Source organism: Sphingomonas sp. AP4-R1 (assembly GCF_013113735.1).
Taxonomy (GTDB): Bacteria; Pseudomonadota; Alphaproteobacteria; order Sphingomonadales; family Sphingomonadaceae; genus Sphingomonas_I.
Map to the genome: position 1 here is coordinate 771,705 of NZ_CP053346.1, position 16,301 is coordinate 788,005.

The 16,301-nt window shown below is 66.9% G+C and carries 12 protein-coding genes; 5 read left to right on the top strand and 7 right to left on the bottom strand.

Going from position 1 to position 16,301, the window contains the following annotated elements; all coding sequences use genetic code 11:
- Nucleotides 1-27 precede the first annotated feature (27 nt).
- Entirely contained in the window at nt 28-726 is a 699-nt protein-coding gene (locus tag HL653_RS03735) for a head GIN domain-containing protein (RefSeq protein WP_171743319.1), read from the bottom strand.
- Nucleotides 727-861: 135 nt separating this feature from the next.
- Here HL653_RS03735 and HL653_RS03740 point away from each other — a divergent pair, with 135 nt between their 5' ends.
- A complete protein-coding gene (locus HL653_RS03740) occupies nt 862-2,040 on the top strand; it encodes an FAD-dependent oxidoreductase (protein ID WP_171743320.1) in 1,179 nt (392 codons plus the stop codon).
- Nucleotides 2,041-2,244: 204 nt separating this feature from the next.
- Here the strand turns inward: HL653_RS03740 and HL653_RS03745 are convergent, their stop codons facing one another.
- The 4 genes from HL653_RS03745 to HL653_RS03760 all read right to left on the bottom strand — a co-directional run bounded on the left by HL653_RS03745 (nt 2,245) and on the right by HL653_RS03760 (nt 6,467).
- A complete protein-coding gene (locus tag HL653_RS03745) occupies nt 2,245-2,763 on the bottom strand; it encodes a CarD family transcriptional regulator (RefSeq protein ID WP_171743321.1) in 519 nt (172 codons plus the stop codon).
- A gap of 349 nt (nt 2,764-3,112) precedes the next feature.
- On the bottom strand, nt 3,113-3,451 hold the full coding sequence (fdxA, locus tag HL653_RS03750; RefSeq protein ID WP_171743322.1) for a ferredoxin FdxA: 339 nt from the start codon (nt 3,449-3,451) through the stop codon (nt 3,113-3,115).
- A gap of 50 nt (nt 3,452-3,501) precedes the next feature.
- On the bottom strand, nt 3,502-3,801 hold the full coding sequence (locus HL653_RS03755) for an RNA-binding S4 domain-containing protein (protein WP_171743323.1): 300 nt from the start codon (nt 3,799-3,801) through the stop codon (nt 3,502-3,504).
- Between the two features lie 113 nt (nt 3,802-3,914).
- Nucleotides 3,915-6,467 (bottom strand): helicase-related protein, encoded by a 2,553-nt coding sequence (locus HL653_RS03760; protein ID WP_171746761.1) that lies wholly within the window; start codon nt 6,465-6,467, stop codon nt 3,915-3,917.
- 221 nt (nt 6,468-6,688) lie between these two features.
- On the opposite strand from HL653_RS03760, the gene HL653_RS03765 reads away from it, so the two are divergent.
- Entirely contained in the window at nt 6,689-8,158 is a 1,470-nt protein-coding gene (locus HL653_RS03765; RefSeq protein WP_171743324.1) for a M23 family metallopeptidase, read from the top strand.
- Nucleotides 8,159-8,362: 204 nt separating this feature from the next.
- A complete protein-coding gene (locus HL653_RS03770; RefSeq protein ID WP_171743325.1) occupies nt 8,363-10,177 on the top strand; it encodes an ABC transporter ATP-binding protein/permease in 1,815 nt (604 codons plus the stop codon).
- On the opposite strand, the gene HL653_RS03775 is transcribed toward HL653_RS03770, so the two are convergent.
- The gene (locus HL653_RS03775; RefSeq protein ID WP_171743326.1) at nt 10,117-10,920 is read right to left on the bottom strand and encodes a hypothetical protein; all 804 of its coding nucleotides are present in this window, start codon (nt 10,918-10,920) and stop codon (nt 10,117-10,119) included. The genes HL653_RS03770 and HL653_RS03775 overlap by 61 nt on opposite strands.
- 313 nt (nt 10,921-11,233) lie before the next feature.
- Here HL653_RS03775 and HL653_RS03780 point away from each other — a divergent pair, with 313 nt between their 5' ends.
- The gene (locus HL653_RS03780) at nt 11,234-13,336 is read left to right on the top strand and encodes a M3 family metallopeptidase (RefSeq protein WP_171743327.1); all 2,103 of its coding nucleotides are present in this window, start codon (nt 11,234-11,236) and stop codon (nt 13,334-13,336) included.
- 118 nt (nt 13,337-13,454) lie between these two features.
- Nucleotides 13,455-15,212 carry a DNA helicase RecQ gene (gene recQ, locus HL653_RS03785; RefSeq protein WP_171743328.1) on the top strand — a complete coding sequence of 586 codons (1,758 nt, stop codon included), beginning with the start codon at nt 13,455-13,457 and terminating at the stop codon, nt 15,210-15,212.
- 82 nt (nt 15,213-15,294) lie between these two features.
- On the opposite strand, the gene HL653_RS03790 is transcribed toward recQ, so the two are convergent.
- Nucleotides 15,295-16,275, bottom strand: coding sequence for a YihY/virulence factor BrkB family protein (locus HL653_RS03790; protein WP_171743329.1), 981 nt, complete (start codon nt 16,273-16,275; stop codon nt 15,295-15,297).
- Nucleotides 16,276-16,301 lie beyond the last annotated feature (26 nt).

Consider the following 16,301-nt stretch of genomic DNA (forward strand, 5'->3'; position numbering starts at 1 on the left):
CCTGCACGGACGAGCCGCGTTTCAGTCTCAGCCGCCGCAGCGCACGCTGCCGGGGCCGCGCTTGACGACCTGGCAGCGTGGACGGCCGCCGATGCGGACATCGCCGGGCCCTGTGAGCGTGACGTTGGCCGTCCGCAGCGCGGTCAGCGCGACATCACCGGGTCCGGTTACGACGACGGTGGCATCGTTCACGGTCCAGCCCTCGCCGTGCACCTGCCCCGGCCCGCTGCCGACGATCCTCGCGGCGCCGGTCTTGCCCGACAGCCGCAAGTCGCCCGGCCCGCTGACGGCCACGTCCGCACGGCTCGCCTCGATCGATCCGATGGAAATATTGCCCGGCCCGGAAAGCGCTACGTTGGCGATCGGCGCACGCAGCGCGTTCACGGTCATGTCGCCCGGCCCGGCCAGCGATACACCGTTCAGGCGCGGCGCGGTGACGTTGATCGTCACGCGATCCTCCTTGTGGATCGTGATATTCTGATACCAGCGGCCCTTGTCGGCATCGATCACGAGTTCGCCGTTGCGGACAAACACACGCAGCCGGGCGAGGACCTCGTCCTTGCCCACGGCATGCACGCCGAGCGGCGCGCCCGTCCGGACGACCACGTCGAACGGCACGTTGCTGCGCACCCTTTCAAAGCCGCCGACCGGAAAGGTGCGTGTGGCAGCGAAGGCCGGCGCGCTGACACCGACGAGCAAAAGCGCAGCAAGATTCGCAATCCGCATCTCGATCTCCACTGTGTTAGGTTCATAATACAGAACCATATCGCTCACGCAAGCGATGCCCGCTTGGGTTCGCAGCCGCAATATGCTCTTGTCGAAACGGGGAGAGGGCGCCGTTTTTTGGGGGAGAAGCGCGGAATGGATCGTCGTTCGTTTATCGGAAATGCGGCCGCACTCGGGATGGCCGGCCTCGCCGCGCGGCCGGAACGCCTGCTGGCGCAGGGAATCGCGCCCGCGCCGTTCGGCACCGAGCCGATTCTGCCGCTGGCCGCCAGCCCGGATCGCATCTTCCGCACCACCGTCTGCCTGCGCCCGTTCCGCGCCGTCGGCCCCCGGCTGGAGGTGGAGCGGATCGCCGGCAAGCGCATCGTCCATCATTATGGCCATGGCGGCAGCGGCTGGTCGCTCTCCTGGGGGTCCGCGCTCGATATGCTCGCGCTGGCGCTGCAGGATTCGCCGAAGGAGATTGCGGTGGTCGGCGCGGGCGCGATCGGCCTGACGAGCGCGATCACGCTGCAGCGCGCGGGCGCCAAGGTGACGATCTATTCCGCCGCGCGCTTTCCCGACGTTCGCTCCGCGCGCGCCACGGGCACCTGGTCGCCCGATTCGCGCGTGGCGATGGCGGACAAAGTCGCGCCTGACTTCGCCGATCGGTGGGAGCGGATGGCGCGCGCCTCGTTCGCGCGGCACCAGAGCTATCTCGGCCTGCCCGGCGATCCGGTCGACTGGACCGATCGCTACAATCTGTTCGACACGGAGCCGCCTGCGGCCGGCAACCGTCCGCATGTCGAAACCGGGCTGCACTTCGCCGAATATCAGGAGCGGCTGCGCGATCTGGTGCCGAGGACGCATCCGCTGGCACCCGGCACGCATCCGTTCCGCGTCCCCTTCGCGCGCAAGACCACCTCGCTGATGTTCAACGTCGCCGATTTCGCCCACACGCTGGAGACGGATTTCCAGCTGGCGGGCGGGCGCTTCGTGCCGATGGAATTGCACGAGCCCTCCGATTTCGCGAAGATCCGCGAGAAGGTGATCGTCAATTGCACCGGCTATGGTGCGCGCGCGCTGATGCGGGACGAGAGCATCGTGCCGGTGCGCGGCCAGATCGCCTGGCTGATTCCGCAGGCGGGCCTGCGCTACGGCCTGTTCTATCGCGACATCAGCGTGCTGGCGCGCAAGGACGGCATCGTCGTCCAGGCGGTGGGGGCCGACGATTCGTTCGGCTATAACGACGCCAACGAAAGCCCCGATCGCGCTGCGGCAGACGCCTCGGTCGCGACGATCGCCAGCCTGTTCGAGCCGCCTGCGAAAGCCTGACGGCCCGAAGGGCCCATCATCACTCTTCTTCCTCCGCGTCTCTGCGCCTCTGCGTGAACCCATTTTCTTTTTCACGCAGAGACGCGGAGACGCAGAGAGAAAAAAGGAAAGATTGCCGCTTCGCGGCCGGTCGTTGGGCACGAAAAAGGGCGCGGAGCCGGAGCGCCGCGCCCTCTTCCATCCTGCGGCCGAAGCCGCCGGATCTTACTTGTTGTGGATCGCCGCCGCCGCGCGGAGGATGTCCAGGATCTTCACCTGCGCCGTCGGCTCGTCGACCTGCTCCATCGCCGCCAGTTCGCGGGCGAGACGGCTGCACGCCGCCTCGAAGATCTGGCGCTCGGAATAGCTCTGCTCGGGCTGATCGTCGGCGCGGAACAGATCGCGGACCACCTCGGCGATCGACACGAGATCGCCCGAATTGATCTTGGCTTCATATTCCTGCGCGCGACGCGACCACATGGTGCGCTTCACCTTGGGCTTGCCCTTCAGCGTGGTGAGCGCGTCCGTCATCTGCGCGTTGGACGAGAGCTTGCGCATGCCCACGCTCTCGGCCTTGTTGGTCGGCACGCGGAGCGTCATCCGCTCCTTCTCGAAGCGGAGCACATAGAGCTCCAGCTTGGCACCGGCGATTTCCTGGCTCTGCAGTTCGACGACGCGGCCTACACCATGCTTGGGGTAAACGACGTAATCGCCGACGACGAAGCTCAGCGCCTTTGCTGCCATGTAGGAAGACCTTTCTGAACGGTCCGCCGCTTCCGCGGCATCCGGGCAGGGCGCCTGGACGCGAAACAGCGGAACGGGGTTAGCGACCTGTTAACGACTCGTGATCGACGATGAACGGAAAAAACACCGCCTTCGGACGGTGCTTATAGCGTAAATCCAGCAGGATTGCCAGCTTTGCACGCAGGGCATGGCAAAGCGGCCGCCAAAGCCGATCGTTTCGGATCTGTTTCCGACCATTCTTTGAGCAGCATCAAGGCAAGCTCGACGATGCTCAAAGTTTGTTTGGGATCCGCCTATCGGCGGATCGCGGCCTCGAAATGCGCTCTTCCGCGCATTTCGAGGCCGCGCGTCAGTCGCCCTGGCCGGGCTCCGGCGAGAAATGCTCGTCCAGCTTGTTCTTCACGTCCTTCCACTCGTCCGCATCGGCCGGCGCCTCGCGCTTGCGCGTGATGTTCGGCCACTGGGCGGAGAAGGTCGTGTTGAGTTCCAGCCACTTTTCGAGGCCGTTCTCGGTATCGGGCAGGATCGCCTCGGCCGGGCATTCCGGCTCGCACACACCGCAGTCGATGCATTCCGAGGGATTGATGACGAGCATATTGTCGCCCTCGTAGAAGCAGTCGACGGGACACACCTCGACGCAGTCCATATATTTGCAACGGATGCAGGCGTCGGTGACGACGTAGGTCATTCTAAGCTCCCGGGAACGGTGGCGCGCATATGGCGCAGCACCCCTCCAAGTCAACTAGATGACGCGTCCGGCTGTTCACGCCGGTGTTCATCGGGCGGCAACGGATCCAGATCGGTGTAGCAGGCCTGCGCCTCCGCAGCCGGCCCGCGCCGCATCGGCAGCAGCTCGATCCGCAGCACGCGCACCCGATCGTGGAGCGGAAAGCCCAGCACCATGCCGGGCTTCACGGTAGCGTGGCTGCGATCGACCGGACGCCCGTCGATCCGCAAATGCCCCTGCTCGATCAACGCCTGCGCCAGCGCCCGCGTCTTCACCAGGCGCACGAACCAGAGATATTTGTCGAGCCGCACGACCGGCTATTCGCTGCACCGCGTGCGCCTACGAACGCAGGCGCCCAGGGTCGCGATCGCCGTGCCTGACGCTCTGGGCTCCTGCGTTCGCAGCAGCACGGAGCAAGCCGCGATCAAAGCCGCAGCCCCGCGAGCGCGCCGAAGGCATTGCCGGGGCGCGGGCGCGCCGCCTGCGCCTTGACCTTTTGCGGAGCGGGCTTGCCCCGCCACAGCCAGCCTTCCTCCGCCCGCCGGAAGCCGAGCGCGAGCATCAACTGCTGGAAGCTGGCCGATCCCAGGCCGAGGCTCACCGGCAGACCGGGATCGGGCGCGAACGGGCGCCGCCCGCCTTTGCCGTCCGGGCGCGCCTCATGCGCGTTGCGCGCCAGCCGCTCCACTTGATCCACGCGCAGCATCTGCGCGCCGAGCGGCCGGAAGCCGGCCATGACGAAGGCCGCCGCCAGCGCGGCCTCGTTCGGCGTATCCACCGAAACCGCGCCGATCGGTGGAACCGACGGCATGGTCGCCCCCTCCTGCGCGGCAAACAGCGCGATCCGCCAGCGCGAGGGCTCCGGCTTGATGAGTGCCGGCACGAAGATGTCGAGCGTGCCGATCCGCACGCCCAGCCGCGCCACGATTGGCCGCAGCGTCTTGTCGAGCGCTTCCAGCACCGGCTCCATCCCACGCCGCGCCAGCACGCCCGCCGCCTCCGCCAGCGGCGCCAGCAGCGCGCGCACCGCCGCCGGCTGCTCGCGATCCCGCGCCGCCGTCGTCAGCGCGACGAGCGGCGCCAGATGCCGCGCGATCCCGCTCTCCAGCCAGCGCGCCAGCCGTTCGACTACCGCCGCCCGCTCGGCCTTGGGCAGGCTTTCCAGCGCGCGGTGCAGCTCGATCCGGGGGTGGAGCAGATCCTTGCCCTTGGTCAGCCGCGCCACGACATCGCCCTGCCAGAAGAGCGCGACCGGCCGCCCCGGATCGGTCGCGAGGCTGAACGCCGCATCCTCGTCCGCCGCCAGCGCCCGCGCGCGCCGCGCCAGTTCCTCGCCCAGCCGACGTTCGGCCGCCGCCATCAGCCGTTTCATGTCGCCATGGCGCGCCTGCGGATCGGCCTTGAAGCGGAAGCCGATCAGCGCGCCGATCGCCTCGCCGTCCACGGTGACGGTGCCGTCCTCCGCCACCTTCATCGGCAAGATGTCCGCCCCGCGCGCACCCAGATCGCGCATCAGCACGGCGGTGCGCCGATCGACGAAACGCTGCGTCAGCTTCTGGTGGAGCGCGTCGGACAGGCGCTCCTCGATCGCGCGCGTCCGCTCGACCCATTTGGCGGGCTCAGCCAGCCAGTCGCTCCGGTGCGCGATATAGGCCCAGGTCCGCACGCCCGCGAGCCGATCCGAGAGCGTCTCCACATCCCCGCTCACGCTTTCCAGCCGCACCAATTCGTCCGCGAACCATTGCACCGGCAGCGTGCCGTCGCCCTCGCTGCGATGGCGGAAGATGCGCGCGACGAGGCGCGAATGCGGCTCGGCGCCGGTCTTGCGGAAATCGGGCAGGCCGCACGCATCCCACAGGCGCGCGACCATCTTCGATCCCGCCGCCCGCTCGCGCACCCACGGCTCTTCCGCCAGCCGTTTCAGCACGGCGAGGTCGATCGCCTCGGGCGCGGGGCGCAGCACCGGATGATCCGGGCGCCGCTCCAGATCGCGGATCAGATCGTCGATTCCGGCAAGGCTCGGCGCGCCCTCGCGCCAGTAGAGATGGTCGAGCGGGGGCATGCGATGCTCCTCGATCGCCATCACCTCCTCATCCTCGAACTGCGCGGAGCCGCCCTCGAATGAGAGCGTGCCGAACGTGCCGTCGCGCTGGTGGCGCCCGGCGCGCCCGGCGATCTGCGCCATTTCCGAGACGGTCAGACGCCGCACCTTGCGCCCGTCGAACTTGCGCAGCGAGGCGAAGGCGACATGCGCCACGTCCATGTTCAGGCCCATGCCGATCGCATCGGTGGCGACGAGATAATCCACCTCGCCCGCCTGGAACATCGCTACCTGCGCGTTGCGCGTGCGGGGGGAGAGCGCGCCCATCACCACCGCCGCCCCGCCGCGCAGGCGCCGCAGCATCTCGGCCACGGCGTAAACCTCCTCGGCCGAGAAGGCGACGACCACCGAGCGCTTGGGCAGGCGCGACAGCTTGGTCGTGCCCGCATAAGTGAGCGTCGAGAAACGCGGCCGCGTGATGATCTCGGCCTTGGGCGCCAGCGCGCGCAGCATCGGCCGCAGCGCCTCGGACCCCAGCAGCATCGTCTCCTCGCGGCCGCGCGCGCGCAGCAACCGATCGGTGAAGATGTGGCCACGCTCACGATCCGCCGCCAGCTGCGCCTCGTCCAGCCCGACGAACGCGAAATCCCGCTCGAATCCGCCCTCGCGCCCGCCTGAGACCGGCATCGATTCGGCGGTCGTCAGGAACCAGCGCGCCTGCGGGGGGACGATCTTCTCCTCGCCCGTGATCAGCGCCACCGAAGCCTCGCCCTTGATCGCGACGACCCGGTCATAGACCTCGCGCGCTAGCAGCCGCAGGGGGAAGCCGATCAGCCCGGACGAATGCGCACACATCCGTTCGACCGCCAGATGGGTCTTGCCGGTGTTCGTCGGCCCGAGCACCGCCACGAGCGGCTGATCGGTAAAGCGCGTCATCTCGAACAGCAAGATGGCCGATCCGATACCAAAAGCAAGCGCCGCCGTCGCCGTTTCGTAAACTGGCGCGCGTTGCACGATTCGTCGCCGGAAAGATTCATCTCGTCGCAGCTTCGGCCTGTAAATCGGTGAATTAGTTTGACTTTAACCTTCCTGATTCACAGTCATGCCGCCGGCCTCCGCTGGCACAGGCGGAACCGTACAGGGATGGACTGGGGCTGATGTACCGGCAGGATAGCGGAGAGCTTGCAGGCGGGGGTGCTGGCACCGTCGCGCTGCGGAGCCGCGCTTATGCCCGCTTCGATGCATCGTTGCTCCGCCGCGGCCTCGATCGCACGCGCGATCTGGATCTGGTCGTCGATCTCGGCGCGCGCATCGGCAGCGGCGAATGGTGGCGCGGCCTCGCCACCTGCACCGCGCTGTGCGCCTCCGCTTTCGCGCTCGCCCCGTCCTATCGCCCACTCGTCGGCCAGACCGCACCGGCGCTGGGCGACGCGCAGCAGCAGGAGATGCGGACCCAGGCGATCGCGCCCTCGGCATACGGCGCCGATACCGGCCGCGTCACCGCGCCCACCGCACTGGTCGAGGAACTGGCCGAGACGCCCGAACGGCCGGAGATCGACATCACCACCACGCTCGGCCGCGGCGACGGCTTCGCCCGCGTGCTGACCCGCGCCGGCGTGGGCGAAGAGGATGCGAAGCGCACCGCCGATCTGGTGTCGAATGCCGTTTCGCTGGGCGACATCAAGCCCGGCACCAAGCTGGAGATGACGCTCGGCCGCCGCCCCAATCGCAAGGTGGCGCGCCCGCTCGATCGCCTCGCCTTCCGCGCCAAGTTCGAACTCGCGCTGGAGGTGAACCGCAACGGCGGCCAGCTGCAGCTGCTGAAGAAGCCGATCGCCGTCGACGAGACGCCGCTCCGCATCCAGGGCCGCGTCGGCTCGGGGCTATTTGCGGCCGCGCGCTCGGCCGGCGCTCCGCCCAAGGCGATCGAAGCCTATCTGAAGGCGGTCGCCCAATATATGCCGATCTCCGGCGTGCGATCGAACGACCGCTTCGATCTGATCGTCGAGCATCGCCGCGCCGCCACCGGCGAGACCGAGACGGGCAGCCTGCTCTATGGCGGCCTCGATCAGGGCAAGAAGGTGCTGCGCCTGCTGAAGTGGGACAAGGACGGCAAGGAACAGTGGTTTGACGCGGCCGGCGTGGGCGCGGAGAAGAAGGGCGGCATGACGATGCCCGTCCACGGCCACCTCACCTCTTCGTTCGGCGCGCGCTTCCACCCGATCCTCGGCTATAGCCGCATGCATCAGGGCGTCGATTATGGCGCGCCGATGGGATCGCCGATCATCGCCGCCACGGACGGCACCGTCCGCTTCGCCGGCTGGCATGGCGGCCACGGCAATTACGTGCAGCTCCAGCATCCCGGCAATCTGCAGACCGGCTATGCCCATATGAGCCGCATCGTCGCCAAGGTCGGCCAGAAGGTCCATGCCGGCCAGCTGATCGGCTATGTCGGCTCCACCGGCCTGTCCACCGGCCCGCATCTCCATTTCGAGATGTTCCAGAATGGCCGCGCGGTGAATCCCGCCGGGATGAAGCTCGCCCAGGCGGCCCAGCTCGCCGGCGCCCAGCTCGCCCGCTTCAAGGCCACCCTCGCCCGCCTGCTCACCACCCGCGTCGGCGGCTGACGCCCCAGTCGGTTCGGTTCGAGCCGCTTCGAGCATGGTCGAGAAGCGACCGTCGAGAACTCGGCCAGCTGGCCGCGCTTTCTCGACTTCGATCTCGATAAGCTCGATCTCCGCTCGAAACAAACGGGATGAAAACAAGCGGATGTGAGGCGATAGCGGCGAACCGCTGACATAGTCCGTCACGCTCCCTATCTTGGCGCGGTCATGCCGCCCGCCTCCACCGAACCCACCGCCAAGCCGATCGACGGTTTCGCCGCGCTCCGTCGCTTCCTGCCTTATCTCTGGCCGGCGGACCGCCCTGCTCTGCGCGCGCGCGTGTCGATCGCGATGCTGTTCGTCCTGATCTCCAAGGGCGTCACGCTGCTGATGCCCTTCGCCTACAAGGGCGCGATCGATCGGATGGCGCCCGGCATGGAGCCCGGCGTCGCGCTCGCGATGGCGCTGGTCGTGGCTTATGCCGGCGCGCGCTTCGGCGGCGTCTTGTTCGACAATCTGCGCAACGCCATTTTCGAGCGCGTCGGGCAGGAGGCCGCGCACCGCCTCTCGCTGGAGGTGTTCGGCCATCTCCACCGCCTGTCGCTGCGCTTCCATCTTGAGCGCCGTACCGGCGCCGTCACCAAGGTGATCGAGCGCGGCACCAAGAGCATCGATACGATGCTCTACTTCATCCTGTTCAATATCGCGCCGACCATCCTGGAGCTGTCGGCGGTCTGCGTGATTTTCCTCGCCAAATTCGGCTGGCAGCTGGTGGCGGGCACGATCGTGATGATCGCGGCCTATGTGCTGTTCACGCAGCGCATGACCGAGTGGCGCACGACTTTGCGCCGCGAATGGGCGAAGAATGACAGCGAGGCGACGCAGAAGGCGGTCGACAGCCTGCTGAACTACGAAACGGTCAAATATTTCAACGCCGAGGAGGTGGAGCGCCGCCGCTACGGCGCCAGCGTCCGCAAGCTGGTCGATACCACCGCCACCGTCGAGGTCAGCCTCGCCTGGATGAACATCGGCCAGTCCTTCATCACGAACCTGATGATGGCCGCCGCCATGGCCTATAGCGTGTGGGGCTGGAGCAAGGGCCTGTTCTCGGTGGGCGATGTGGTGCTGGTCAACACGTTGCTCTCGCAGCTTTTCCGCCCGCTCGACTTCCTCGGCATGGTCTATCGCGAGATCCGGCAGGGCCTGATCGACATGGAGGCGATGTTCGGCCTGATCGACACGAACGAGGAGGTGAAGGACGCGCCCGACGCGACCGCGCTGATCCCGGCCGGCGGCGCCGTGCGCTTCGAGGATGTGCGCTTCGCCTACGATCCCGATCGCGCCATCCTGAAGGGCGTGGACCTGACGGTGCCGGCGGGCGGCACGCTCGCGGTGGTGGGCTCGTCGGGTGCTGGCAAGTCCACGCTCGCGCGCCTGCTGTTCCGCTTCTACGACGTCACCGGCGGGCGCATCACGATCGACGGGCAGGATCTGCGCGCCGTGACGCAGGCGTCGCTGCGCCGCGCGATCGGCATCGTCCCGCAGGATACGGTGCTGTTCAACGACACGATCGGCTACAATATCGCTTATGGCCGCGACGGCGCGACGCAGGCCGAGGTGGAGGCCGCCGCCAAGGGCGCCGCGATCCACGATTTCGTCCTGTCCCTGCCTCAGGGCTACGATACGCCCGTTGGCGAGCGCGGCCTGAAGCTGTCCGGCGGCGAGAAGCAGCGCGTGGCGATCGCGCGCACCCTGCTCAAGGATCCGCAATTGCTGATCCTCGACGAGGCGACCAGCGCGCTCGACAGCCGCACCGAGGCCGAGATCCAGGAAACGCTGACGCGCGTGGCCGAGCGGCGCACGACGATCATCATCGCCCACCGCCTCTCCACCATCGTCCATGCCGACGAGATCGTGGTGATGGAGGCCGGCCGCATCGTCGAGCGCGGCACCCACGCGGCCCTGCTCGCCCGCGACGGCCTCTATGCCGAGATGTGGGCGCGCCAGCAGGCCGAGGACGAGGAAGCGCTCGCGGCGGAGTGATCCGCAGCGATCATGATCCGCCTCTTCCGCATGGATGCACCGACCAGCCCGAAGCCCGCGATCAGCATCGACCAGATTGACGATCTGGGCACCGGCGACGGCGCGGGCGGAGATGTATCGGAACCCTGCAGCCGGAAGTTGTCGTAAGATGTCGGCGCGCCCGATCCCGAGCCGGTGGTACGGTTGGGCTGATTGTCGTTAAGCCCCACATAACCGCTCGCAAACTGATCGTTGACGAAGGACGTGACCAATGTCCCGTTGACTGAGACGGAATAGGTATTGCCGGTTACGTCGACCCCGATCTGGTAATTGCTTCCCGGCGACAGAATACGCCGGACGAAGCCGTAAGCGGGCGACGTCGCGCCATTGCTTACGACATGAAAATAGACAGAATTCCCTGAGTCCCCTCCGCGCAGGCCCTGACCATACCCCATCCCGCCCAGAACCAGCAGTATGCCGTTCTGCGCGTTGAGATCGGACCGGAGCCATATACCGCTGTCGCCTACGGCCAGAGCGTCCACGGTAATCTTGTAATCGGTCATTTCGAACGGCAGGAGAGTTGCCGTGAGCGGATGGTTGTTGGGAATGGCCGCCAGATACGATCCTGCGCTTGTCGTCCAATTTCCCCTTAGATTGCTCCAAAGAGGCGACGAGCCGGCGTCGAAATTATCGGAAAAATCAACGACCGCCGCTTGAGCGGGGAAAGAAACGATCGCTGCCATACAAATGACCAGTCTCTTCATTGCACCCCCCCTATAAATAACATGATCCAAATAATGATGTTATTATGAATTCAGATTTCATTCTGAGGTATGTGCAAATAATACACTTTGTCAGCAAATATTAAAACACGACAATCATCCGCTTCGGATATATTATATTACCTTTATTTGCGGCTGGACGCCTCCACCACGGCCACGATGATGCATTGGAGGCCGAAGGGGTCTGGTATCGACGGTCGCGAGTTCACAGCGCGCCGGGGTGACGAGTCAGATGGCAATGGTCTAGACGGGAAGCATCCGCCGCGCCGACGCGGCCCCGCTTTCAGGGAACTCCATGCTCCGCACGCTCCTGCTCGCCACCAGCGCTTTCGCCGCGACCGGCGCCCTCGCCCAGCCCACCGCCAATCCCTTCGCGAAGACCAGCACCCTGCCCTATCAGGCGCCGGATTTCGCCCATATCCAGGATAGCGATTTCGCGCCCGCCTTCGCCGCCGGCATCGCCGCCAAGCAGGCCGAGATCGCGAAGATCGCGGGCAATCCCGCCGCCCCCACCTTCGACAATACGCTCGTCGCGCTGGAGAAGGCCGGCCAGGAACTCGCCCGCGTCGATATGGTGTTCGGTGCGCTGACGCAGGCCAACACCAATCCCACGCTGCAGGCCGTGCAGAAGGACATGGCGCCCAAGCTCTCCGCCGCCGACGACGCCATCTATCTCGATCCCAGGCTGTTCGCGCGCGTGAAGGCGCTGCACGATCACGCCGATACGCTGAAGCTGGATACCGAGCAGGCCGCTCTGCTCGACACCTACTGGACGCGCTTCGTCCGCGCCGGCGCGCAGCTTTCGCCCGCCGATCAGGCGACGCTGAAGGGCTATAACAGCCAGCTCTCCTCGCTCGGCATCACCTTCCGCCAGAAACTGCTCGCCGCCACCAAGGCGGGCGCTCTGACGGTCGACACGCCGGATGCCCTCGCGGGTCTGGGCGAAGCGGGCATCGCCGCCGCCGCGCAAGACGCCAAGGATCGCGGCCAGCCCGGTCGCTATCTGCTGCCGATGCAGAATACGACGATGCAGCCCGGCCTCGCCTCGATCACCGTCCGCGCCACGCGCCAGGCCTTGTTCGACAAGAGCTGGACCCGCGCCGAGCAGGGCGACGCCAACGACACCCGCGCGACGATCCTCGAGATCGCCGCGCTGCGCGCGAAGAAGGCGGCGTTGCTCGGCTTCAAGAGCTGGGCGGACTACCAGCTCACCGACAATATGGCGAAGACCTCGCAGACCGCCCGCGACTTCCTGAACGGCCTCGATGCCCCCACCGCAGCCGCGCAGAAAGCCGAAGTGGCCGAGCTGCAGGCCGCGATCGACAAGGACAAGGCCGGCTTCCAGCTCAGCCCGTGGGACTGGGATCTGTATGCCGAGAAGGTCCGCAAGGCGAAGTATGATCTCGATGAGAACAACACCAAGCCCTATCTAAACATCTGGAAGGTGCTGGAGGACGGCGTGTTCTACGCCGCCGGCGAAATGTACGGCCTCACCTTCAAGCGCCGCACCGATCTGCCGACCTACGATCCCGACATGCGCGTCTATGAGGTGTTCGACAACGGCAAGCCGCTGGGCCTCGCTTATTTCGATTACTGGAAGCGCGACAACAAGGCAGGCGGCGCCTGGATGTCCAATTTCGTGCGGCAGTCCAAGCTCTTCGGCACGAAGCCGGTGATCTACAATGTCGCCAATTTCACGAAGCCCGCCCAGGGCCAGCCGCCGCTCGTCACGTTCGAGGACGTGCGGACCATGTTCCATGAATTCGGCCACGGGCTGCACGGCCTGTTCGCCAGCCAGACCTATCCGTCCATCTCCGGCACGGCGGTGGCGCGCGACTTCGTCGAGTTCCCGTCGCAGTTCAACGAGCATTGGGCGCTGGAGCCCAAGGTGCTCGCCCATTATGCCGTCCATTATCAGACGGGCGCGCCGATGCCGGCCGATCTGATCGCGAAGATCAAGAAGGCCGAAACCTTCAATCAGGCGCAGACCTTCGGCGAACTGCTCGCCTCGGCCCAGCTCGACATGGCCTGGCACTCGCTGCCGGCCAGCGCGACCTTCGGCGATGTCGATGCCTTCGAGACGCAGGTGCTCGGTTCGATCGGGCTGGACACCGCGCATGTGCCGCCGCGCTATCGCACCAGCTATTTCAACCACATCTGGGGCTCGGGCTATTCGGCCGGCTATTATGCGTACATCTGGACCGACATGATCGAGGAAAATGTCTACGCCTGGTTCAAGGCCAATGGCGGCATGACCCGCGCCAACGGCCAGCGCTTCCGCGACCTGATCCTGTCGAAGGGCCGCACGCAGGATTATGGCGTGATGTTCCGGAACATGACCGGCCACGATCCGGAGCTGGCGCCCTTCCTCAAGAGCCGAGGCCTCTCGCCGGAATGATCCATACTCAAGTTCCGTTCGGGCTGAGCCTGTCGAAGCCCCGCCCTTCTTTTCTCGTCCGGGAAAGAAGGACGGGCAGCCCTTCGACAAGCTCAGCGCAAACGGGTGAGACGAGCGCATGACGCCGCTCGAAGCGCTCGGCACCACCTTCGGCTACAAGAGCTTCCGGGGCCGCCAGAGCGAGGTGATCGATCGCGTCATGGCGGGCGAGCGCACGCTCGCCGTGATGCCGACGGGCGCGGGCAAGTCGCTCACCTATCAGATCCCGGCGCTGTGCCGGCCGGGCGTGGGCCTCGTCATCTCGCCCCTGATCGCGCTGATGCACGATCAGGTGCGCTCGGCCGAGGCGGCGGGAATCCGCGCCGCCGCGCTCACCTCGGCCGACGACAATCGCGACGAGACGATCCGCCGCCTGCACGATGGCGATCTCGATTTGCTCTATGTCGCGCCCGAGCGCGCCAATACCGAGGGCTTCCAGCGCCTCGCCTCCAGCGTGCGGCTGTCGCTGGTCGCGATCGACGAGGCGCATTGCGTGTCCGAATGGGGCCATGATTTCCGCCCCGATTATCGCCAGCTGCGCGGGCTGCTCGACGCCTTCCCGGATGTCCCCCGGCTCGCGCTGACCGCCACCGCCGACATCCGCACCCGCGCGGACATCCTCGCCCAGCTCGGCATTCCCGAAGAGGGGCTGATCCTCGCCGGCTTCGATCGGCCGAACATCCAGTATCGCATCTCGGCACGCGAAGGCCTGCCCAGGCAGCTCTCCCAGTTGATCGCCGAAACCGAGGGCTGCGGCATCGTCTATGCCCAGAGCCGCGCCGAGACCGAGCGCCTCGCCGCCACGCTGCGCGACACCGGCCGCCCGACGCGGGCCTATCATGCCGGGCTCGATCCCGCCGCGCGCGCTGCCTCCGCCAAGGCGTTCGTCCAGTCCGAAGACATGGTGATGGTCGCCACGATCGCGTTCGGCATGGGCATCGACAAGCCGGACGTCCGCTTCGTCGCGCATGCCGGCCTGCCCAAATCGATCGAGGCTTATTATCAGGAGACGGGCCGCGCCGGCCGCGACGGCGATCCGGCCATCGCCCACCTCTTCTGGGGTGCCGACGATTTCGCCCGCGCCCGCCGCCGGATCGAGACCGAGATGGAGGAGAGCCGCCGCGGCGGCGAGCGCGCGCGCCTCAACGCGCTCGCGTCTTTGGTGGAAACGAGCGGCTGCCGTCGCGCCGTGCTGCTGCGCCATTTCGGCGAGGATCCGCCGTTCACCTGCGGCAATTGCGACAATTGCCTCAATCCGCCCGCGACGGTGGAGGCGACCGAGATCGCGCGCAAACTGCTCTCCGCCGCCTTCCGCACCGAGATGCGCTATGGCATCGGCCATCTCACGGACGTGCTGGCCGGCAAGCAGACCGACAAGATTCTCGGCGCGGGCCACCACAGCCTCTCCGTCTTCGGTATCGCCACAGCGGAGGAATTGCGGCTGGTGAAGCCGGTCGCCCGCGCGCTGATGGCGCGCGATGCGCTGCGCGCCGACGATTTCGGCGGCCTCTCCTTCGGCCCCGGCGCGCGCCCGATCCTGAAGGGCGAGGAGCCGGTCGCGATCGTGCTGCCGCCCAAGCGCGCCGAGCGCCGCTCGCGCGGCACCGCGCAGGATTTCCCGCACGATCCCCTGTTCGAGAAACTGCGCGAGGTGCGCCGCGATCTCGCCAAGGAGCAGGGCGTGCCGCCCTATGTGGTCTTTCATGATTCCGTGCTGCGCGAGATGGCGTCCGAGCGCCCCAAGTCGCTCGCGGCTTTGGGTCGCATCGGCGGCGTCGGCGCGGCCAAGCTGGACCGCTATGGCGATGCGTTCGTCGCCGCGATCCGGTCTTATTGAGCGCTCGGGACTCCAGCGAACGCCAATCCCTTCGTCATTGCGAACGCAGCGAAGCAATGACGGATATTCCTGCGAGGCCCACTCAGCCCGGCGGCGCGACCTGATCCGCCACGCTCGCGCCCCGCTGGCCTAGCGGCTTTTCCGGCCCGGTGGTCGTGTCCCGCGCGGTCTGCCGCTCGGCTTCGGCATTGATCACCGCGCCCAGCAGGATCGCATAGGCCGACACCCACAGCCACATCAGCAGCACCACGACGGCGCCGAGCGACCCATAGGTGGCGTTATAATTGCCGAGCGTGGAGGCGTAGGCACCGAACCCCACCGTCGCGATCAGCCACAGGAAGGTCGCCAGCGCCGACCCTGCCGACAGCCATTGCCAGCGCGCATCGTGGCGCGAGGGGCCGAAGCGATAGGTGGCGCCGATTCCGATCGAGGCGAGCGAGGCCGCCACCGCCCAGGTGGTCGCGTTGATGCCGATCGCCACGCCGGATCCCAGTCCGTCGACGAAGCGCCCGACCAGAGCGAGCGCGGAGGCGGCCAGCAGCCCGACGATCCCCACCAGCACCGCACCGACGATCAGCACGAACGAGATGAAAGTCGTCTTGATGATTCCGCGCCGCTCGGGCTCCTCATAGACGACGTTTAACGCCGTCATGATCGCGCCCGAAGCGCGCGTCGCGCCATAAAGCGCGATCACCAGGGCCACGAGCAGGCCGACGCCCTTCTTGCTCGCGGCGGTGGTGACGAGGCCCACCAGCTGGTCGAGGATTAGCGCGGCCGCATCCTTCGGCACCACGCTGATGATCGCGCGCATATGGCCCGCGATCGTCGCCGGATCCGCGATCAGCCCGTAGGTCATCACCAGCGCGCCCAGCAGAGGCACGATCGAGAGGAAGGCGTAGAAAGCGACGCCCGCCGCCAGCAGCCCGATATTGTCGGTGCCGGTCTTGACCCACACCCGGCCGATGATCTCGCGCCACGCGCGCAACGGCAGCGCGATCGGCGAAAAGGCGCGACGCCCATGCGGATCGGCGCCCCCGCCGCGATGCTCTGCCCCTGTTGCCATGCTGGCTAAACGCTTGAAACCACGAT